This window comes from Variovorax sp. PBL-E5, assembly GCF_901827185.1.
GTDB lineage: Bacteria > Pseudomonadota > Gammaproteobacteria > Burkholderiales > Burkholderiaceae_C > Variovorax.
The window spans coordinates 68,049-88,959 of sequence record NZ_LR594673.1; the positions used below are offsets into that span (position 1 = coordinate 68,049).

Annotated in this window: 19 protein-coding genes; 18 read left to right on the forward strand and 1 reads right to left on the reverse strand. The window is 65.1% G+C overall.

From position 1 onward, the window contains the following. Nucleotides 1-11 precede the first annotated feature (11 nt). From WDLP6_RS32210 to WDLP6_RS32255, 10 genes are read left to right on the forward strand one after another with little or no spacing between them, the layout of a single operon-like run. Entirely contained in the window at nt 12-770 is a 759-nt protein-coding gene (locus WDLP6_RS32210) for an SDR family NAD(P)-dependent oxidoreductase (protein WP_162595355.1), read from the forward strand. 24 nt (nt 771-794) lie between these two features. Then, the gene (locus WDLP6_RS32215) at nt 795-2,456 is read left to right on the forward strand and encodes a 3-(methylthio)propionyl-CoA ligase (protein ID WP_162595356.1); all 1,662 of its coding nucleotides are present in this window, start codon (nt 795-797) and stop codon (nt 2,454-2,456) included. Nucleotides 2,457-2,475: 19 nt separating this feature from the next. Next, a complete protein-coding gene (locus tag WDLP6_RS32220; protein ID WP_162595357.1) occupies nt 2,476-4,806 on the forward strand; it encodes an acyl-CoA dehydrogenase in 2,331 nt (776 codons plus the stop codon). 36 nt (nt 4,807-4,842) lie between these two features. Beyond that, entirely contained in the window at nt 4,843-6,072 is a 1,230-nt protein-coding gene (locus WDLP6_RS32225) for an ABC transporter substrate-binding protein (protein WP_162595358.1), read from the forward strand. A gap of 16 nt (nt 6,073-6,088) precedes the next feature. Further along, the gene (locus WDLP6_RS32230) at nt 6,089-6,970 is read left to right on the forward strand and encodes an SMP-30/gluconolactonase/LRE family protein (RefSeq protein ID WP_232077638.1); all 882 of its coding nucleotides are present in this window, start codon (nt 6,089-6,091) and stop codon (nt 6,968-6,970) included. After that, on the forward strand, nt 6,967-7,728 hold the full coding sequence (locus WDLP6_RS32235) for an ABC transporter ATP-binding protein (RefSeq protein WP_162595359.1): 762 nt from the start codon (nt 6,967-6,969) through the stop codon (nt 7,726-7,728). The genes WDLP6_RS32230 and WDLP6_RS32235 overlap by 4 nt, the downstream gene beginning before the upstream one ends. Then, nucleotides 7,721-8,425: an ABC transporter ATP-binding protein gene (locus WDLP6_RS32240; RefSeq protein WP_162571728.1), complete on the forward strand. Its 705-nt coding sequence runs from the start codon at nt 7,721-7,723 to the stop codon at nt 8,423-8,425. Before WDLP6_RS32235 ends, WDLP6_RS32240 begins: the two co-directional genes overlap by 8 nt. Nucleotides 8,426-8,440: 15 nt before the next feature. Continuing rightward, a complete protein-coding gene (locus tag WDLP6_RS32245; RefSeq protein ID WP_162595360.1) occupies nt 8,441-9,325 on the forward strand; it encodes a branched-chain amino acid ABC transporter permease in 885 nt (294 codons plus the stop codon). Nucleotides 9,326-9,349: 24 nt separating this feature from the next. Further along, nucleotides 9,350-10,366: a branched-chain amino acid ABC transporter permease gene (locus WDLP6_RS32250; RefSeq protein ID WP_162595361.1), complete on the forward strand. Its 1,017-nt coding sequence runs from the start codon at nt 9,350-9,352 to the stop codon at nt 10,364-10,366. A gap of 22 nt (nt 10,367-10,388) precedes the next feature. Continuing rightward, on the forward strand, nt 10,389-12,095 hold the full coding sequence (locus tag WDLP6_RS32255) for a flavin-containing monooxygenase (RefSeq protein WP_162595362.1): 1,707 nt from the start codon (nt 10,389-10,391) through the stop codon (nt 12,093-12,095). A gap of 110 nt (nt 12,096-12,205) precedes the next feature. On the opposite strand, the gene WDLP6_RS32260 is transcribed toward WDLP6_RS32255, so the two are convergent. After that, nucleotides 12,206-12,841, reverse strand: a complete 636-nt coding sequence (locus WDLP6_RS32260; RefSeq protein ID WP_162595363.1) for a TetR/AcrR family transcriptional regulator — start codon at nt 12,839-12,841, stop codon at nt 12,206-12,208. A gap of 199 nt (nt 12,842-13,040) precedes the next feature. Here WDLP6_RS32260 and WDLP6_RS32265 point away from each other — a divergent pair, with 199 nt between their 5' ends. From WDLP6_RS32265 to WDLP6_RS32300, 8 genes are read left to right on the forward strand one after another with little or no spacing between them, the layout of a single operon-like run. Further along, nucleotides 13,041-14,951 (forward strand): ABC transporter permease, encoded by a 1,911-nt coding sequence (locus WDLP6_RS32265; protein WP_232077640.1) that lies wholly within the window; start codon nt 13,041-13,043, stop codon nt 14,949-14,951. Next, a complete protein-coding gene (locus WDLP6_RS32270; RefSeq protein WP_162595365.1) occupies nt 14,948-15,757 on the forward strand; it encodes an ABC transporter ATP-binding protein in 810 nt (269 codons plus the stop codon). Before WDLP6_RS32265 ends, WDLP6_RS32270 begins: the two co-directional genes overlap by 4 nt. Continuing rightward, nucleotides 15,744-16,448, forward strand: coding sequence for an ABC transporter ATP-binding protein (locus tag WDLP6_RS32275; RefSeq protein WP_162595366.1), 705 nt, complete (start codon nt 15,744-15,746; stop codon nt 16,446-16,448). The genes WDLP6_RS32270 and WDLP6_RS32275 overlap by 14 nt, the downstream gene beginning before the upstream one ends. Nucleotides 16,449-16,489: 41 nt before the next feature. Continuing rightward, nucleotides 16,490-17,671: an ABC transporter substrate-binding protein gene (locus tag WDLP6_RS32280; RefSeq protein ID WP_162595367.1), complete on the forward strand. Its 1,182-nt coding sequence runs from the start codon at nt 16,490-16,492 to the stop codon at nt 17,669-17,671. A 52-nt stretch (nt 17,672-17,723) separates the two neighbouring features. Further along, nucleotides 17,724-18,533 (forward strand): acetoacetate decarboxylase family protein, encoded by an 810-nt coding sequence (locus tag WDLP6_RS32285; RefSeq protein ID WP_162595368.1) that lies wholly within the window; start codon nt 17,724-17,726, stop codon nt 18,531-18,533. Continuing rightward, nucleotides 18,526-19,320 (forward strand): SDR family NAD(P)-dependent oxidoreductase, encoded by a 795-nt coding sequence (locus WDLP6_RS32290; protein WP_232077642.1) that lies wholly within the window; start codon nt 18,526-18,528, stop codon nt 19,318-19,320. The genes WDLP6_RS32285 and WDLP6_RS32290 overlap by 8 nt, the downstream gene beginning before the upstream one ends. A 20-nt stretch (nt 19,321-19,340) precedes the next feature. Beyond that, entirely contained in the window at nt 19,341-20,027 is a 687-nt protein-coding gene (locus WDLP6_RS32295; RefSeq protein WP_162595369.1) for an EthD domain-containing protein, read from the forward strand. Further along, nucleotides 20,024-20,839 carry an SDR family oxidoreductase gene (locus tag WDLP6_RS32300; protein WP_162595370.1) on the forward strand — a complete coding sequence of 272 codons (816 nt, stop codon included), beginning with the start codon at nt 20,024-20,026 and terminating at the stop codon, nt 20,837-20,839. Before WDLP6_RS32295 ends, WDLP6_RS32300 begins: the two co-directional genes overlap by 4 nt. Nucleotides 20,840-20,911 lie beyond the last annotated feature (72 nt).

Sequence of the window (20,911 nt, forward strand, 5' to 3'; positions counted from 1 at the left end):
GGGCCATGCCCATGCACACACCCGTCGACATCTCGGCCGTGCAGGTTGCCGGCCGGCTGGCCGGCAGACGCATCCTGGTCACCGGCGCCGCCTCGGGCATCGGACATGCCGTGGCGACGCTGTTCGGCGCGGCCGGCGCGCGTGTCGCTGCGCTGGACCGTCAGCGCCCGACGGCGCTGCCCGCCGACGCGATCGGCCTCGAAGCCGATGTCACCGACGAAGCCGCGGTCGAGTGTGCCGTGGCCGAGGCCTGCGCGGCCTTGGGCGGCATCGACGGCGTGGTGAACGCGGCAGGCATCGCCAATACCGACTGGGCCGATCAGGTGAGCCTGGCCGACTGGCGGCGCGTGCTGGACGTGAACCTCACCGGCAGCTTCATCGTCTGCCGCGCCTGTCTGCCGCATCTGCGCGACGCCGGCGGAGGAACGATCGTCAACTTTGCCTCCGGGCAGGGCCTGTCGCCCTTCAAGCAGCGCAGCGCCTACGCGGCATCGAAGGCCGGCGTGATCTCGATGAGCCGTTCGCTCGCGATGGAATGGGCGCCGTTGGTGCGGGTCAACACGGTCTGCCCGGGAGCGGTCGACACGCCGATGGTGCGCGGCGGCTATTCGCCCGAGGTGCTGCGCGAGCAGGTCGGCCCGCGCTACGCCCTGGGCCGCATCGGCGAGCCGCACGAGATCGCGCTGGCCGCGCTCTACCTGAGCAGCGCCGAGTCGTCCTTCGTCACCGGCATCGTGCTGGCGGTCGACGGCGGGCGCAGCTACCACTGACAGGCGTCGGAAAAGGAACAAGCCATGCACGGCCTGATGCAACAACGACCACTGCTGCTCTCCGGGCTGATCGACCACGCTGCCGCCTACCACGGCGACCGCGAGATCGTCAGCCACATGGTGGACGGCAGCATCCATCGCAGCGACTGGCGCTCGGTGCAGCAGCGCGCCAAGCGACTGGCGAACGCCCTGGCCCGGCTGGGCGTGGAGCCGGGCGACCGGGTCGCGACGCTGGCCTGGAACACGCATCGGCATCTGGAGCTCTACTTCGGCGTCTCGGGCATGCAGGCCGTCCTGCATACCGTGAACCCACGGCTCTTTCCCGAGCAGATCGCCTATATCGTCAACCATGCCGAGGACGGCTACGTCTTCTTCGACATCAGCTTCGCGGCCACGCTGGCCGAGCTGGCCCCGCAGCTTGGGCACGTGAAGGGCTTCGTCGCGATGTGCGAACGCGCGCAGATGCCCGATGTGCCACTGCCCCACCTGCTGTGCTACGAGGACCTGCTGGCCCAGGCATCCGCCGACTGCGAGTGGCCGGTCTTCGACGAGAACACCGCCTCGTCGCTTTGCTACACCTCCGGCACCACGGGCAATCCCAAAGGCGTGCTCTACAGCCATCGCTCGACGGTGCTGCATTCCTTTCTCGCCTGCGCAGCCGACGGACTTGCCGTCTCGGCACGCGACAGCGTGCTGCTGGTCGTGCCGCTCTTCCATGTGAATGCGTGGGGCGTGCCCTATGCCGGCGCGATGTGCGGCGCGAAGCTGGTGCTGCCCGGCCCGCATCTCTCGGGAGAGAACATCTACCGCCTGCTGCGAGACGAGCGTTGCAACTTCTCGCTGGGCGTGCCCACGGTGTGGCTCGGCCTCTTCGACTACATCGAGCGCCATCGCGATTCGCTCGACCTCTCGCAGATCGTGCTCAAGCGCCTGGTCGTCGGCGGTTCGGCCGCGCCGCGCGCCATGATCCAGAAATTCGAAGAGCTCTTCGGTGCCTATGTGATCCATGCCTGGGGCATGTCCGAGACCAGCCCGCTGGCCACCATCGGCATGCCGCTGGACAAGCACCGCGATTTCAGCCTCCAGCAGCGCTACGACATGCAGGCCAAGCAGGGCCGCGCGATCTACGGCGTCGAGATCGAGATCTTCGGCGAGGACGGCCAGCCGCTGCCGCACGATGGCAAGGCCTTCGGCGACCTGAAGGCGCGCGGCCCGTGGGTGGCATCCGGCTACTACCGCGCCGATGCGGATGCGGTGGACGACCAGGGCTGGTTCCCGACGGGTGACGTGGCCACGCTCGATCCCGACGGCTTCGTCCAGATCACCGACCGCTCCAAGGACGTGATCAAGTCCGGCGGCGAATGGATCTCGTCCATCGATCTCGAGAACGCGGCGATGGGCCATCCCGAGGTGCAGGAGGCGGCCGTGATCGGCGTCGCCCACAGCCGCTGGCAGGAACGGCCGCTGCTGCTCATCGTCGCGAAAATCGGCGCCCGGCCGACGCGCGAGTCGATCCTGGACTTCATGAGCGGCAAGGTGGCGAAGTGGTGGATGCCAGACGATGTGGTCTTCGTCGACACCTTGCCTCACACCGCCACCGGCAAGCTCCAGAAGCTCATCTTGCGCGAGCAGTTCCGCGCCCACCCGCTGCCAACGGACGAAATCGCCATCGGTCGCGGCGCCTAGCTTCACGCCACTTTATTTCATGACTCATCTCGACGAAACCCAGACGATGCTGCGCGATAGCGTGCAGGACTTCCACGAGCGACAGCCGGGGCCCGAGCGGGTGCGCCGGTTGCGCGAGCAGCCGCTTCCCGTCGACCGCGCCGTCTGGCACAACATGGCGGAGGCCGGATGGAGCGGCGTGCTCGTGCCCGAATCGCTCGGCGGTCACGGACTCGGCGCGGCCGAAGCCATGTTGATCGCCAGCGAACTCGGCCGAGGCCTCGCACCGGAACCCTTCGTGGCCTGCGGCCTCATGGTGGTGCAGGCGCTGGTGCCGCTGGCCGCGCAATCGCAGGCCGTGCGGTCCTTGCTCGACGGCGTGCTGGCGGGCAGCAAGCTGGTGGGGCTGGCCTGGCAGGAGACGGCGGGCGCGCTGTCCGTCGACGATGTGCGACTGCGCGCCGTGCGCAGCGATTCGGGCTGGCGTTTCGAGTCGGACGGCGCGCAGGGCGCGGTCAAGCGCTTCGTGCCGCTGGCCGATGCCGCCGACGGCTTTCTGGTCTATGCGCAGCAGGATGGCAGCCCTGCGCTGTTCTGGGTGGAGGACGCCCCGGTCCGCAGCACGCGCACGATCGACGGACTGAATTTCGGCGACCTGGATCTTTCGGGCGTGAGGCTGGAGACGCACGCCTGCCTCGCGCGCGGCCCGGCGGTGCGCGACGCGGTCGCCGACGCGATCGAACTGGCGCGCCTCGCCAGCGCCTTCGAACTGGTGGGCCTGGCCGAGCGTGCCCTGGAAATCACCGTCGCCTACACGTCGCAGCGCGTCCAGTTCGGCAAGCCGATCGCCTCGTTCCAGGCGCTGCAGCACCGCATGGTCGACATGTGGATGCAGTGCCAACTGGCGCGTGCCTCGGCCGAGAACGCGCTGCTCGACTGGACCCGGCCCGCGGACGACGCGACGCGCGTTCAGTCGCTGCGCGCAGCGCGTGCCCGCGCCGGCAGCGCGGCGCTCTTCGTCGGCAAGAACGCCATCCATCTGCATGGCGGCATGGGCATCGCCGACGAAACCGACATCGGGCTCTACCTGAAGCGCGCGCTGGCGCTCTCTGCCTGGCTTGGCAATTCGCTGTGGCAGCGCACGAGCTTTCTCGGCGAGTTGCTGAAGACCGGGCGCGTGCGCAGCGCCGACAGCGAGCCGCTCACGGTGGCGGACGGCGTCGACGTGGCCGATCTGTCCGACGAGCAGTTCCGCCGCGTGCTCGCCACCTGGATCGCGTCCCACTACCCGCCCGAGAAGCGCTTCATGAAGAAGCGCGCCTACTACGCCGACATCTCCGACTGGTATCAGTCGCTCTCGAAGAAGGGTTGGCTCGCGCCGGCCTGGCCCAAGTCGGCCGGGGGCATGGGCCTGTCCGCCATCAAGCAGGTGATCTATGCCGAGGAGATCGCCCGGCATGGCTGCGCGCGCATTCCCGACCACGGCCTCGCGATCGGCAAGCTGCTGCTGATGCACGGCACGCCCGAGCAGATCGGCTATCACCTGCCGCGCGTCCTGAGCGGCGAGATCATGTGGTGCCAGGGCTACTCCGAACCGAACGCCGGCTCCGACCTCGCGAGCCTGCGCACGCGCGCCGATCGCGACGGCGACGACCTGGTGGTCAACGGCCAGAAGACCTGGACCACGCTCGGCCCGGGTGCCGACTGGATGTTCGCGCTGGTGCGCACCAGCAAGGTCGAAGGCGCCAAGCAGCGCGGCATCACTTTCCTGCTGATCGACCTCAAGACGCCCGGCGTGAAGGTCCGGCCGATCGTCAATCTGAAAGGCGAGGGCGAGTTCAGCGAAGTCTTCTTCGACAACGTGCGCGTCCCGGTCTCGAACGTGGTCGGTCGCATCGACGATGGCTGGAGCGTGGCCAATTCCTTCCTGCGCGAGGAGCGCATCTTCTTCGGCACGCCGCGTCAGTGCGAGTACGCGCTGGCCCAGCTCGACCGGCTGGCCCAGGCGACGCGCGCGCTGCGGCTCGCGGACTTCCGCGACCGCTACGCGCAGCTCGTGCTGGACGTGCGCGACCTCAAGTCGGCCTTCGAACTCTTCATGGGACGCCTGCGCAGCGGCGAGGAACTCGGGCCCGAAGTCTCGTACCTCAAGGTCTGGGGCACCGAGACCTACCAGCGCATCACCGACGAGCTGGTGCAGCTCGCGGGCGATCACGGTGGCCAGATCGACGACGTGCAAATCGACGGCATCGCAGTGGACGTGATGAACCAGTACCTGGATTCGCGCATGCCGGCGATCTTCGGCGGCTCCAATGAAATCCAGCGAAACATCCTCGCCAAGCAGATCCTGGCGCTGCCTTCGGGCCGCTGACCCTTTCCATCAACGACGACAGCAGGAGACATCAAGATGAAGAGACTTTGGCACTCCCTCACGGCATTGCGTGCCGTCTTCGCGACAGCCGCGCTGGCCGCGGCCGGCCTCGCCCATGCGCAGATCTCGGACGACGTGGTGCGCATCGGCCTCATGGCGGACCTGAGCGGTCCCTACTCGGGCAATGGTGGTCCCGGCTCGGTGGTGGCGGCACGCATGGCCATCGAAGATTTCGGCGGCAAGGTCAATGGCAAGCCGATCGAGCTGGTGACGGTCGACGACCAGAACAAGCCCGACGTCGGGCTCAACGCGGCGCGCAAATGGCTCGACACCGACAAGGTCGACGCGATCGTCGGGGGTTCGGCCTCGTCGATCGCGCTCGGCGTGCAGACGCTGATGAAAGACAAGCAGAAGCCCTATCTCATCGCCGGCACCGTGACCTCCGATCTCACCGGCAAGGCCTGCTCGCCCATGGGCTTCCAGTTCCTGGTCGACACCTACTCGTTGCCGAAGGCCGGCGTGAAGACGCTGCTCGACAAGGGCGTCAAGACCTTCTTCTTCGTCACTGTGGACTACGCCTTCGGCGCCGCACTGCAGGCCGAGGCCACGCGCTTCATCGAGCAGGGTGGCGGCAAGGTGGTCGGTTCGGTCAAACATCCGTTGGGCACCACCGATTTTTCCTCCTACCTGTTGCAGGCGCAGTCGAGCGGCGCGAAGGCCATCGTGATCCTGAATGCCGGGCTGGATCTTTCCAACTCGCTCAAGCAGGCAGCCGAGTTCCGCATCACCAAGGGCGGCCAGATCGTGAGCGTGTTCGGCATGACCATCAACAGCGTGTCGGCGATGGGTCTGGACACGGCGCAGGGGCTGCACATCACGGTGCCTTTCTACTGGGATCGTGACGAGGCTTCGCGCGCCTGGAGCAAGCGCTTCATGGAACGCAACAACGGGGTGGTGCCCACCTACATCATGGCGGGTGTCTACAGCGCGGTGACGCATTACCTGAAGAGCGTGCAGGCCACGGGCACCGATGCCGGCCCCGCGGTCGTCGCCAACATGAAAGCCACGCCGGTGAACGACTTCATGTCGAAGGACGTGAAGATCCGCGAGGACGGCCAGGTGATGCGCCCGGTCTATCCGGTGGAAGTGAAGACGCCCGCCCAGTCCAAGGGCAAGAACGACTTCTACACGGTCGGTGCCGCGATCCCGCCGGAGCATGTCTTCCGTCCACTGTCCGAAGGCGGCTGCGACTTCGTGAAGAAGTAAGCGACACCCGAGCGGCATGACCATCCGACACGAGATCATCGGCGAGCAGCGCGACCGGCTGGGCGAATGCCCGCTCTGGGACGTGCGCGACCAGTCGCTGTACTGGATCGACTCCAAGGCGCGCCGGGTGCAGCGCCTGGCCAAGGGTGCGTACCGCGAGTGGGCCACGCCGAGCGATGTGGGCTCGATCGCGCTGACGCGCCGCGGCCGGCTGGTGCTGTCGCTCGAAGACGGTTTCCATCTGATGGACCTCGGAAGCGGCGCCACGCTGCGCCTGGCCGAGATCCATCACAAGGGGCCGACCATGCGCATGAACGACGGCCGCACCGATCGGCAGGGCCGATTCGTCGTCGGATCGATGGTCATGCATCGGCGCGATCTCGACGGCGGCTTCTACCGATTGGAAAAGAACGGCGATGCGACCGCGCTCTTCGACGGCATCGCGCTGGCCAATGCCACCTGCTTCAGCCTGGACGGCCGCAGTCTGTACCATGCCGACAGCCTGAGCGGCGCGGTGAGCGTGGCCGATTACGACCCGGTGAGCGGCGCGGTCGGCCCCCGGCACACGCTGTTCAGCACCGAGGCTCAGGGCTCGCCGCCGGACGGTGCCACGGTCGATGCCGAGGGTTGTCTGTGGATCGCGCTGCCGCTTTCCGGCAAGCTCGGCCGCTATCAGCCCGACGGCAAGCTCCTGCTGCTGCTGGATTCGCCGGTGCCGTACCCGACCTGCCCCTGCTTCGGCGGGCCGGAGCTCGACGTGATCTATCTGACGAGCATCAGCAACTCCGGCAATCTGCTGCGCAGCGACCATCCGGATGCGGGTGCTCTGGTGGCCTTCCACGGCGTCGGCGTGCGCGGGCTGCCGGAAGTACTCTTCGACGACGAGGCGCTGGGATGAGCGCGGAGGGCGACTTCATTCTGCGCACGGAGGGCCTCAGCAAGTCCTTCCTGGGTTTCTATGCCGTGAAGAACGTGTCGCTGTGCGTGCGGCGTCATGACATCCACGCGTTGATCGGCCCGAACGGCGCCGGAAAGACCACCTGCTTCAATCTGCTGACTGCCTTCATCCCGGCCAGCGCCGGCCGCATCCACTACAACGGTCGTGACATCACGCGCAGCGATCCGGCCGGCGTGGCGATCGGGGGCATGGTGCGATCGTTCCAGATCTCGGCGGTGTTCGGCCAGATGAGCGTGCTCGACAACGTGAGGGTGGCGCTGCAGCGCAAAGCCGGCGGCACCTACGCCTTCTGGCGCAGTCATCGGGTGCTGGATCGCCACACTGCGCGCGCGCGCGAGCTGCTGGCGGCGGTCAACCTCGAGCCTTATGCACAGCATGTCGCCGCGGACCTGTCCTATGGCCGCAAGCGCGCGCTCGAACTCGCGACCACGCTCGCGCTGGAACCCGAAATGATCCTGCTCGACGAGCCGATGGCCGGTCTGGGCCACGAGGACATCGGCCCGGTCACGCGCCTGATCGCGCAAGTGGCGAAGGGCCGCACCGTGCTGATGGTCGAGCACAACATGAAGGTCGTGGCTGAACTGTGCGACCGCATCACCGTGCTGCAGGCCGGCGAGGTGCTTGCCGAAGGCAGCTACGACGAAGTCTCGAACGACCCGCTGGTGCGCGAAGCTTACGTGGGAGGTGTCCATGCCTGAAATCTGTCTGGACGTGCGCGGCCTGACCGGCTTCTACGGCGAAACGCAGGCGCTGCATGGCGTCGACTTCACGGTTCGATCCGGCGAGGCGGTCTGCCTGCTTGGCCGCAATGGCGCCGGCAAGACCACCACGCTGCGCGCGGTGGTGGGTCTGTTGACGAAGCGCCACGGCCACATCGCGATCAACGGCCGTCCGACGCAAGGGATGGCGCCGGAAGACATCGCGCGCCTGGGCGTGGCCTATTGCCCCGAGGAACGCGGCATCTTCGCGAGCCTGGATGTCGAAGAGAACCTGCTTCTGCCTCCGGTGCTGATGCCGGGTGGCATGAGCCTGGACGAGATCTACACGCTCTTTCCCAATCTCAAGCTGCGGCGCAAGAGCCCCGGCACGCGGCTGTCGGGCGGCGAGCAGCAGATGCTGGCGATCGCGCGCATCCTGCGCACGGGCGCCAAGTTGCTTTTGCTGGACGAGCCGACCGAAGGCCTTGCGCCGGTGATCATCGAGAAGATCGGGCAGGCCATCGGCATCCTGCGCCAGCGCGGCTTCACCATCCTGATGGTGGAGCAGAACTTCCGCTTCGCCTCCCGCGTGGGCGATCGCTTCTACGTGATCGAGGAAGGCCGCGTCGCAGAAGAGTTCGACCGACGGACATTGACCACCGACCAGGCGCGCATCGAAGCGCTGCTGGGCGTTTGAAGACCGGAGAGCTTCATGCCGGACACCTTCTTCGGATTCCCGCTCGCCGCCGTCGCCGGGCAAGTGCTGGTGGGCATGATCAACGGCTCGCTCTACGCGCTCATGAGCCTCGGGCTGGCGATCATCTTCGGCCTGTTGCGCGTGGTGAACTTCGCTCACGGCGCGCAGTACATGCTCGGTGCCTTCGTGGCCTGGGGGCTGCTGGAGTATCTGGGCCTGAACTACTGGTGGGCCCTCCTGCTGGCGCCCTTGCTGGTGGGCCTCTCCGGCATCGCGCTGGAGCGCACGCTGCTGCGGCGGCTCTATCACGTCGACCACGTCTACGCGCTGCTGCTGACATTCGGGTTCGCGCTGATCCTCGAAGGCGCATTCCGCTACAAGTTCGGCGCCACCGGCGAGCCCTATCCGAACCCGATCGGCGGCGGCCTCGACACGCCGCTGGCCTTCTTCCCCTGGTATCGGCTGTGGGTGATCGCCGCATCGATGGGCATGTGCATCCTGACCTGGTTCGTCATCGAGCGCACCAAGCTCGGTTCCTACCTGCGCGCCGCCACCGAAAATCCGAACCTCGTGCGGACCTTTGGCGTGCGCGTGCCGCGCATGCTGATGTTGACCTACGGCCTGGGCGTGGCGCTTGCGGGTTTCAGCGGCGTGATGGCGGCACCGATCTACCAGGTGAATCCGCTGATGGGCTCGCAGCTGATCATCGTCGTCTTCGCCGTGGTGGTGATCGGCGGCATGGGTTCGATCATGGGTGCCATCGTGGCGGGCTTCGGCCTCGGCGTGATCGAGGGCATCACCAAGCTGGTCTATCCCGATGGCGCCGGCATGGTGGTTTTCGTGGTCATGCTGATCGTGCTCGCGGTCCGGCCGCAGGGCCTGTTCGGCAGCCTGCGCTGAAGACGCCGGAAGGAGAAACGACATATGTTCCCGGTCCCTACCTTTTTCGAGCGCCACCGGCTGCTCCTGCTCGGCGGTGGCGCGATCGTGCTGCTGGCGGCGCCGTGGGTGGCCTATCCGATCTTCCTGATGAAGCTGATGTGCTTCGCGCTGCTGGCCGCTTCGCTGAACCTGATGGTCGGCTATGTCGGGCTGCTGTCGTTCGGCCATGCCATGTTCTTCGGAGCGGCCGGCTATGCGACCGCGCATGCAGTCAAGGTCTGGGGCTTCGATCCGGCGCTCGGCGTGCTGTTCGGGGCTGCCGTGGCAGCGGCGATCGGCGCGCTCACCGGTGTGCTCGCCATCCGGCGCGCCGGCATCGCGTTCTCGATGATCACGCTGGCCTGCGCGCAACTCGTCTATTTCATCGCCTTGCGTTCGCCCTTCACGGGCGGCGAGGACGGCATCCAGAACGTGCCGCGCGGCAGCCTGTTCGGCCTTTTGAAGCTCGACGACAACCTCACGCTCTACTACGTGGTGATGGTCGCGGTGGTGGCCGCCTTCTGGCTGATCTGGCGCGTGGTGTATTCGCCCTTCGGCCAGGTGCTGACGGCGATCCGCGACAACGAGCCGCGTGCGATCTCGCTGGGCTACCGCGTCAATCGCTACAAGCTGCTCGCCTTCACGCTCTCGGCCGCCCTTGCGGGGCTGGCCGGCGGCATCAAGAGCATCGTGTTCCAGATCGCCACGCTCACCGACGTGAGCTGGGTCACCTCCGGCGAGGCGCTGTTGATGGGCATCGTCGGCGGCCTGCAGACCCTGCTCGGCCCGGTGGTCGGCGCGCTGGTCGTGGTGAGCATGGAGAACGCGCTCTCGGGTTTCGCCGAGGTGGTGCTGATCGTGCAGGGCGTGGTGTTCGTGCTGGTGGTGATGCTGTTTCGCCGCGGCATCGTCGGTGAGATCAATGCAAAGTTCAAACGCCCCCCTCTGTCGCCTTCGGCGCCTGCGCCCGAGGTGGGCGGCAGGGGCCCCGCGGACGCCGCTGCACACCCATTTTCCTGATTCGAAACCGATGGAGATTCGCATGAACGCCGAGACATCCCGAGCCATTTCCGATCCCCTTCCCGCGAAGGCCGGCGCGCAGCGCGTCGATGTGCTCATCATCGGGGGCGGCTTCGGCGGCATGTATGCCGTCTATCGCTTCCGCGAGATGGGCCTGCGGCTGCAGGCCTTCGAGGCCGGCGGCGACGTCGGCGGCGTCTGGTACTGGAACCGCTATCCGGGCGCCCGCGTCGATCTGCCCAGCATTGACTACAGCTATGCCTTCTCGCCGGAGATCGAGCAGGAGTGGACCTGGTCGGAACAGTTCGCGGCCCAGCCCGAACTGCTGCGCTACATCGACTTCGTCGCCAACAAGCTCAGCTTGCGGCCCCACTTCCAATTCAACACACGCGTCGACCAGGCCACGTGGGACGCGGCCCGCGAAGTGTGGGTGGTGACGACCGATCGCGGCGAAACCTGGGAGGCGCCTTTCTGCATCATGGCCACCGGCCCGCTCTCGATTCCGAAAGCACCGGACATTCCGGGCGTCGAGCGCTTCAAGGGCCGTTTGATTCATGCGGCCAGATGGCCGCACGAGCCGGTCAGCTTCGCGGGCCAGCGCGTGGGTGTGATCGGCACCGGCTCCACCGGCATCCAGATCGTGCAGGACGTCGGACCGCAGGCGGGCGAGCTCTATGTCTACCAACGCACGCCGAGTTTCACCATGCCGATGCGCAACGTGCCGCTCGAAGCGGACTACGTGGCCGAGGTCAAGCGCAACTATCCCGGCATCCGCGAGGCCGCCCGCAACAGCGCGGTCGGCGGTGTACGACCGCAGTCGACCCGCGCATTCTTCAGCGTCACGCCGGCACAGCGGCGGTCATTGCTTGAAGACGCCTGGAAGCAGGGCGGGCTTGCGATGCTCGGCACCTTCTCGGATCTGATGCTCAACGAGACGGCGAACGAAGAAGTGGCCGAATTCGTCCGTAGCAAGATCCCGGAGATCGTGAAGAACCCCGACACCGCCGAGCGACTGAAGCCGAAGGGCTACCCGATCTTCGCGCGCCGGCCCTGCCTCGATTCGAGCTACTACGAGACCTACAACCTGCCGAACGTGCACCTCGTCGATTGCCTCAGCGATCCGATCGTCGAAATCAGCGAGAAGGGCGTGCGCACCGAATCCGGCGAGATCGAACTCGACATGCTGATCCTCGCCACCGGCTATGACGGCCTGACCGGCGCGATGCTGGCCGTCGACGTCGTCGGGCGCGATGGGCGCCGGGTGACGCAGAAGTGGAAGGATGGCGCACGTTCCTGCCTCGGGCTGATGATGGAGGGCTTTCCGAATCTGTTCATGACCACCGGCCCCAACGGTCCGGCGGCATTGGCGAACATCATCCGGATCAGCGAGCACGACGTGGACTGGATCGCCGCCGCGATGACGCACATGAAGGCGCGCGGACTCTCGACCATTGAACCTACCGCCGAGGCCGAGGAGAGCTGGATGGACACCGTGCGCAACCTGGCCAAACGTTCGCTGATCACCAAGGCCAAGACCTGGTGGGTGGGCACGAACGTCAAGGACAAGCCGTCTGGCCTGACCATGTTCGTTGGCGGCTTTCAAGCATACCGCCAATACGCGGCGGCGGCGGCGGATGACGGTTATCGCAACTTCAGGTTCGGCCCGACATCGGCGCCGCCGACGTGCGAGCCGCGCATCGCGGCGGCGGATCCGGTGACCGGCGTCTAGCAAGCTCCGAATTTTCATTCGTGGTGCGGGAATCCCGAAGCCCGCTCTTCGCCGCATACCTGCCGCCGAACCTTAGAAGGCTACGGACAAGATCGACGACGCGTCAAGGCTCAACGACGCAGCATCCGAAGTACCAGATCGGCGTAGCACTCTCCTAACTCCTCGGGTGACGGCGATTTGCCGATGCTGTACCAACGGGCAGTATCGATGCCGAGCGAAAGGACCGCGATAGTGCACATGGCGATTCGCGACTCGTCCGGTACCAACTGGCGCAACTCATCCGCAGCGAACTGCTCGGTCTTTCTCCGAATGGCGGCAATGACCTTGTAATGCGCGGGCTCGAGCGCCCTCAGTTCATATTGAAGGACTCTTGCCAGAACATGGTGCATGGCGTGCCAACGCGTGAATGCGCGCACCATCGAACGAACGCGTTCCTTGGGCGCCGAAATGCCTTCGATCGAGAGATGCATCGCATCGAAGGCCGACTGGTGGCCGACGCGCGCGATCGTGAACAGCAGATCGGCCTTGGATGCGTAGTGCACATACATGCCGGCCGGGCTCATGCCGACGCACTCGGCTATGTCGCGCGTCGTTGTCGCGTGATAGCCCCGCTTGCCGAATTCCGAAGCAGCTGCCTGGGCCAGCTGCCTGCGCGGGCCGACCGGCAACAGACTCCAGGGGTCGTCGTTGCTGACGGTGCCGAGGTCGCCAGTCGTTCCAGATCGAGAAGGGTTGGTATTTCCCATTGACTGAGGATTGAAAGTTGATCAGTATAAGCGGGCGCTTAGTTAGCACAATGCGAAGATTGTCGAGATCGATCGAGACAACGATTTACTTGAGCGGAACACCTCACCCCATGCAAGGATCCATAGATTCAATTTCGCCAAATGCAGGACCATCCGACACCTCGTCCGATGTCCGTGCTGACCATGATCGCGCGCACGCGTGCCATGGCTGGTCCCGGAGGCGCCCGACATGAGCATGCTCGGGCAATTGGTCTTCAGCGGTCTGGCGATGGGCAGCCTCTATGCGCTGGTCGCGCTGGGCCTGATCATGGTGTTCAAGTCCACCAACCTCATCAACTTCGCGTATGGCCAGATGGCCATGCTCTCCACCTTCTTCGGCTACACGCTGCTCGCCCAACTGGGCGTCGGCTATGCCTTCGCATTCCTCGGCGCGCTGGTCTTCTCGGCACTGCTGGCTGTCCTCGTGCAACAGATGTTGCGGCCTGCGAAGAGCGGTTCTTCCGTCATCGTGGCCACGCTGGCGCTGTACATGATCTTCTCGGCGGTGGCGGGGCTGATCTGGGGCTGGGATCCGCAACCGTTTCCGACCGTGTTCGAAGGCAAGCCCTTCGCCCTGTTCGGCATCGTCGTCAGCCGGGAGGACCTGTTCAACCTTGCTGTCACCGTCCTGTTGATGCTGCTCCTGTTCGGATTCTTCAAGTTCACGATGACCGGCATCGCCATGCGAGCACTGTCGCAGAACGTGACCGCGTCGAGCCTGATGGGCATCAGCGTCGATCGCATGTTCGCGATGACCTGGGGGCTGAGCGGCATCCTGGGCGGCGTCGCGGGCTTCCTTGTCGCGCCCACCACCTTCCTCGACACCAACATGATGTCGGTGCTGTTGCTCAAGGCATTCACCGCGGCCGTGCTGGGTGGCTTCACCAGCTATCCGGGTGTCGTGATCGGCGGTCTCGTGCTGGGCATCCTCGAGAACCTGGTGGCAGGCTATGTGTCGACCGATCTCAAGGACACTTTCTCGTTCGTGCTGCTGCTGGCCGTGCTCTGCGTTCGGCCGGAGGGCATCCTCGGCAAACGGGTCAGGATGCTGGGAAGGAAGTCTTCCGACGATCATTCGCCTTTCGACTCCAGCAGCACGGGTCTTTCCACGGCGCGCAAGGCGGCCCTCGTGACTTTGGCGATTGCGTTTCCGCTGGTATTCCAGGACAACAGCTACGTCCTGTATTTCGCCTGCCTCGTCGGGATCTACATGGTCGTCGCGATCGGGCTCGACTTCCTGATCGGCTACACCGGACAGATCTCGCTCGGCCATGCCGCTCTCTTTGCGATCGGCGCGTATTCGTCGGCATTGCTGACGATCCGTCTCGGCCTGCCTTTCTGGCTCGCGTTGCCTGCTGCCGGCGTCGTCGCCGGACTGGCCGGGCTGTTGCTCGGGCTCTCGGCACTTCGGCTGTCGGGGCTGTACCTCGCCATTGCCACGCTGGGACTGGGCGAAGCGTTGCCTCAGATTCTCCTGAAATGGGATGAGGTCACCAATGGCTACAACGGGCTGAAGCCCGCGAAACCAGCCTTCGGCTCGTTCGTGCTCGACAGCGAATTCAAGCTCTACTTCTTGATCCTCGCGGTTGTGGTCCTGGCGGTGTGGGTCACGAGCAATATCCTGCGCTCCAAGATCGGTCGCGCTTTCATCGCGTCGCGGGACAGCGAAGCGGGTGCCGAAGCGATGGGCATCCCGATTGCAAAGTACCGCATCCTGGCCTTCGTACTCAGCGCATTCTTGGCCGGCGTGGCGGGCAGCCTCTATGCGCATGTGGTCGGTTTCATCAGTCCGTCGGACTTCAACAGCTGGGTCTCGTTGACCTTCCTCTGCATGGTCTTCGTCGGCGGTATCGGAAGCATTGCGGGTGCCATGCTCGGCGCGGCCTTCATGACCGCCGTTCCCCAGATCTTCGCCGGCAGCAAGAGCCTTTCGGGCATCCTCTTCGGCGGCGCCCTGCTGATCATCATCCTGTTCTTTCCCAAGGGCCTGGCCGGCATCTATCAGGTCGGGGCCAGATTCGTCGAACGCTTCATTCCCGCGAAGGTCGCTGCAAGGCGGGCCGAGCCATGACCCGCGGTACTGGGCAACCACTCCTCGAGATCGCCGGTCTGTCAATAAGCTTCGGCGGATTGAAGGCCATCGATTCGCTCGACCTCGTCGTCGACGAAGGCGCCATCGTGGGGCTCATTGGCCCGAACGGCGCCGGCAAGACGACCGTGTTCAATTGCATCGCGCGCTATTACAAGCCCGACAGCGGCCGCATCACGATGGGCGGCTTCGACCTGCTTTCCGCGCGTCCGCACGAAGTCCTGCCGCGGGGCATCGCGAGAACCTTTCAGAACATGGAACTCTTCAAGAGCATGACGGTTCAGGACAACCTCCTGGTCGGCCAGCACGGTGCCATCAAGGCCGGCTTCTGCAGTGCAGCCTTGTCCCTCGGCAAGTCGCGTGCGAGCGAAGCGGCGGTCAGGCGCAGGGCGGCCGAGGTCATGAACCGGTTCGGCCTTTCGCCTTATGCTCATTCGACGGTGACTTCACTGCCCTACGGCGTGCAGAAGATGGTGGAGTTCGGTCGCGCATTGGTGTCTTCCCCGCGGCTCATTCTCCTGGACGAACCGGCGGCCGGTCTCAACCCGAGCGAGACAAAAGAACTCACGAAACTGATTCGTCAACTGCGAGACGAAGACGGCATCTCCGTCCTGCTCGTGGAGCATGACATGGGTCTGGTGCGCAGTATCTGCGACGAGATCTGCGTCGTCGACTTCGGCAAGCGCATCGCGCACGGCACACCCGAAGAGATCAGCCGCGACGCCCGCGTCATCGAGGCCTATCTCGGCAAACAGAACGAGGAAGAGGTCGCGCATGCTGGTGCTTGACGACATCCACGCGAGCTACGGCAGCGTCAAGGCGCTCAAGGGCATTTCGCTGCGGGTCGAGAAGAGTGCGGTCGTCGCGCTGCTGGGCGCCAACGGCGCGGGCAAGTCCACCATCCTGAAGAGCATCAGCAACCTGCTGCGCCCGCGCAGTGGTGCGATCAGCTTCGAGGGCGAACGCATCGAGCGTTCGAAACCTGAACGCATCGTCGAACGCGGAATCGTGATGGTGCCGGAGGGCCGCCAGGTCTTTCCGGAGCTGACGGTGGCAGAGAACCTCAGGCTCGGCAGCTATACGCGCCGGGATCGCGCCGAAGTCGCGCGCGATCTCGACGACGTGCTGCAACTCTTCCCGATCCTGAAGAGCAAGCTCGCGAGCATGGCTGGAACATTGAGCGGTGGCCAGCAGCAGATGCTCGCCATCGGCCGCGGCCTCATGGCCAAACCCAAGTTGCTGTTGCTGGACGAACCTTCGCTGGGCCTGGCCCCGATCCTGGTCCAGGAAATCTTCTCGATCATCCGTGCGATCAACAAGCGTGGAACGACCATTCTGCTGGTCGAGCAGAACGCCAACATGGCGCTCGATATCTCCGACTACGCGTATGTCCTCGAAACGGGCGAGATCTCCTGCGAAGGCCCGGCAGCCGAACTCAAGCGCAACGACGAGGTGCGTCGTTCCTATCTCGGCGGGTGATCCGTGGCGCGACCGATCTTTCAATGACAAAGGAAACAGGTATGAACTTCCAGAAATCTTCGGCACGACGGGCCGTCCGCTGCTGGGCGGCGGCATCCGCATGGGCGCTGTCGGGCCTTTGCGCCGCGCAGGCGCCTTCGACCGTGCCAGGCGTCACGGCCGACAGCATTCTCATCGGCGCGAACGCGACGATCACGGGTCCCCTGGCCGCTGCCGGTGGCGTGATCTACCCGACGATCGATGCTTACTTCAAGAAGACGAACGACGAGGGCGGAATCAACGGGCGCAAGCTCAAGTTCGTCTATTACGACGATGCCTACGATCCGTCGAAGACCGTCGGGGTCGCGAAGAAGCTGGTGGAAGTCGACAAGGTCTTCATGATGAACACACTCGGCGCCGGCACGACCGCGGCCATTGCCGACTATCTCGCCGAGCGCAACGTTCCCGTCGTGCCCGCGATCACCGGCAGCAAGAAGCTGCTCGCCTACAAGAACATCTTCCAGATGTACCCCGACTACGGTACCGACGGCAAGACGCTCGCGCGCTACGCGATCGACAAGCTGCACGCGAAGTCGGTCGCCATCTGGTATCAGAACGACGACTTCGGCAAGGACGAAGTGGCCGCGGTGACCGAGGAGTTGAAGAAGGACAAGATGCAGCCCGTGGTTGCGTTGCCCTACAACCCCACCGACATGGACTTCAGCTCGTCGGTCCTGAAACTGAAGGCCGCGAATCCCGATGTGGTCATCCTTGCGCCGGCGCAGAAGCCCGCCGCGCAATTCCTCAAGGATGCCGCCAAGCTCGGCCTGAAGACGCAGTTCCTCGTGAGCTATGCGGCCGCCGACATCTCGGTCAGCAACCTGGCCGGACCGGCGGCCGAGGGCGTCATCTTCTCCTCCTATCAAAAGACGCTGGTGGCCGAACCGAACGATCCCAAGATGAAGGAACTCAAGGAATTCGCGGCCAAGTACCTGCCGGGCAAGGAAGTCAGCCACTACATGTTCCTCGGGACCTACGTTGCCCAATTGACGGTGGAGGCGCTCAAGCGCGCCGGCCCGGACCTCACGCGCGAGAAGGTCATCAAGGCGATGGAGGAGATGAAGGACTGGAACGGCGCCTGGATCGTCGACAACGTCAGCTACGGTCCCGACCAGCATGGCCTGGGCGCGACGGCCATGTACTTCATGAAGATTCAGAACGGCAAGTTCGTCAAGGTCCAGTGATCGGCCGGGTCGACGCATCTTCAACGTGAACACTTCAGGAAAGGTCCAACAGATGGCAAATCAGGTGAGCGGGCGCTTCAGTCCCGAGAATTTCGGCTTCACGATGCCGGTGAGCAATCCGCCGATCGACCGGCCGCCCTACTATTTTCGCAATGTCGAGTCGATGAGCTTCGTCTACGAGACCTCGACCGAAGCCGCCGCGTCGATCCTTCCCCAAGGCCTGATGCTGCCGGAGAAGAACGCGACCGCGCTGGTCACGTTCAATCGCTTCCACTTCAGCACGGTCGGTTGCTACAACGAAGCGATCTTCGGCATCAATTGCTTCTGGGAGGGCGAGGCCGTCATCTATTACGACACCATCCTGGTCGACAACGAGGTAGGCCTGATCACCGGACGCGAACCCTACGGCTTCGGCAAGCTCTTCGCCAATATCAAGTTCGAACGCGAGAACAACCTGATCGTGGCCTACGCCGAGCGGCCGACGGGGAAGCGACTGGTCACGGGCGTGGTGCGGCCGCGGGATCTGCTTCAGCCCGGGCCGAGTGCGCCGGCCGTCACGCTCAAGGTCATCCCGAGCCCGGAGGAGGGCGCGCCGCCCGAGGTCTGCGAACTGGTGATGGTCAGAACCGAGAAAAGTACCGTGACCGGCTCCGATGGCAAGGTCGAAGCGTTCACCGGTCCGGGCAATGTGAGCTTCGATTCGGACTCGGTGCTCAATCCCTGCTTCAAGCTGCCCGTGGAGAAGATGGTCCGGGCTTCGTGGGGCTACTACAACTTCACCCTGCCTTACGGCAAGGTGTTGAAGCGCTACCCGCCCTGCGTGGCCGCGACCTGCGACGTCAACGGGGTCCCTCGTGCCTGACAGGCGACCCGGCGCGCTGGACTTCACCGCGAAGACCGCGCTCGTCACGGGTGGGGGCGGCGGCATCGGCCGCGCCGCGGCACTGGCGTTCGCGAATGCCGGCGCCAATGTCGTGGTGGTCGACGTGAACGCCGAGCTCGGCGAAGCGGCGGTCGCCTCGATCACGGGCCTGGGCGGCATGGCCGTCTTCGTGCAGGCCGATGTCTCGAGGGCGCAGGATGTGGTCCAGTACGTGCGCGCGGCGATCGGGGCCTACGACCGCATCGACGTCTTCGTCAACAACGCTGCCTGGGAGGGCGAGGTGCGCAGCCTCGTCGACTACCCGGACGATGTGTTCGACAAGGTCATCGCCATCAACCTGCGCGGCGTCTTTCTGGGGCTCAAGCACGTGCTGCCCGTGATGTACGCGCAAAGGCGCGGCGCGGTCATCAATACCGCGTCGATCGCGGGCCATGTGGGCTCACCCGGACTGGTCGCCTACACCGCCAGCAAGCATGCCGTGCTGGGCATGACGAAGACCGCCGCGCTCGAGGGAGCGAGGTTTGGCGTCCGCGTGAACGCGGTGTGTCCGGGCGCGGTCGACACGCCGATGCTGCGCTCGCTCGCCAAGGGCAAGGAACCGACGCAGGTGGAGGTCGCGATGCAGAAGTACGCCGACGATTCGCCGAATGGCCGTCTCGCGGAACCCCTGGACATCGCGAATGCGATGCTCTTCCTGGCCTCCGATCTGTCAAGCCACATGTCCGGACAGAGCCTTCGCATCGATGGCGGCCGGGTCATGCTCTAGGAGGCCGCATGGTCGTCAGGATGAGCATCTTCCGGAAGAAGACCGCGCTCGGGACCGAAGCGTTCCGAACCCATTGGAAGAAGATCCATGCGCCGATCGCGATGCGCATCCCGGGTCTGCAGCGCTACGAGCAGAACGTCGTGGTTGGGCGATTCGCTTCGAACGCGTCGTCGGGGCAGGAAAAGGCGATGGTCATCGACGGCATATGCAAGCTGTTGTTCCCGGACCCTTCGGCGATGCAGGGCGTGTTCTCACCCGAGATGAAGCAGCAGCTGATGGACGACGAGGCGAAGTTCATCGAAGCGCTGCGGACCTTCGTCGTCGATCAGGAGGTTGTTGTCTCGGCCGCGGAAAAGCCACTGACGAAGATCGTTGCCTTCGTCACTCGCGGGCCCGGCGTGGGCGCTTCCGACTTCACGATGCGCTGGAAGCGCGATCGTGTCACCTGGGCCGCCACCGTCCCCGACCTCGAAGGCTACACGCAGAATTTCGTGACCAGCCGCACGATCGAGCGAGGCGAGGCCACCTACGAGCAAGTGCCGATCGACTGCATCGACGAGATCTGGGTCGGCGACCGTTCGCCGCACACGATGCGCGATGCGATCGACCGTCTCCACGCGCGGGCCGGGGCACTGGAAGCGTCGGTGTACAGCTTCATCGTCGACGTCCATGTGCCGACGCGAGTGGAAGTCGGAGTGCAGCCATGATCGACGCGCAAGCATTGCACGCAGCGCACGGAACGCAGGACAGCGCGAGCAGTTCTTTGGCCGGCAAGACCGTGCTTGTCACCGGTGCTTCCAGCGGTATTGGCCAGGGCATCGCAATCGAGTTGGCGCGCCTGGGCGCGGATGTCGCGGTCAACTACGTTCGCAACGCAGCCGGTGCGCAAGAGACGGTCGGTGCCGTACGTGCGCTGGGCGTCCGAGCCGAGGCATTTCGATGCGACGTCTCCTCCCGCGCCGATCTCTTCGGGATGATCGAGAGCATCGACGCGGTCCTGGGCGGACCGGACATCGTGGTGTCCAACTCGGTGGAGGTGCTGACCAAGCCGCTGATGGACGTGACAGAGGCCGAGTGGCAACGCGCGATGGAGATCACATGCTCCGCATTCCTGTACCTCGCCCAGGCGAGCGCGCCGATCATGCGCCGTCGTGGCGCGGGCTGGCTCATCGGCATCACGTCACTCGGCGCGCATCGGGTGCTCGACGACTATGCACTGCTCGGCGTGCCCAAGGCCGCGCTGGAGCACCTGATGCGCTACCTGGCCGCAGAGTTGCGGCCGCAAGGCATCCGTGTCAACGCCGTGTCGCCGGGTGCAGTCAAGACGGCAGCCATGCGTGCCGTGCGCGGCGATGAGCTTGCGGAAGAACGCATGGCAATGTTTCGCGCGACTGCACCCGCGCGCCAGACGGCGATGCCGGCGGACATCGGCCGTCTCGTCGCCTTTCTGTGTTCGCCGCAGGCCGACCTGGTGGTCGGTCAGACGCTCGTCATCGACGGCGGCATGAGCTTGTACTGATCTCAGCATGTTGGGTGTGACGTCGATGGTCTTCATGCCGGCGTCCGCGCAGCGTGCGCTTCTCGTCCTTGC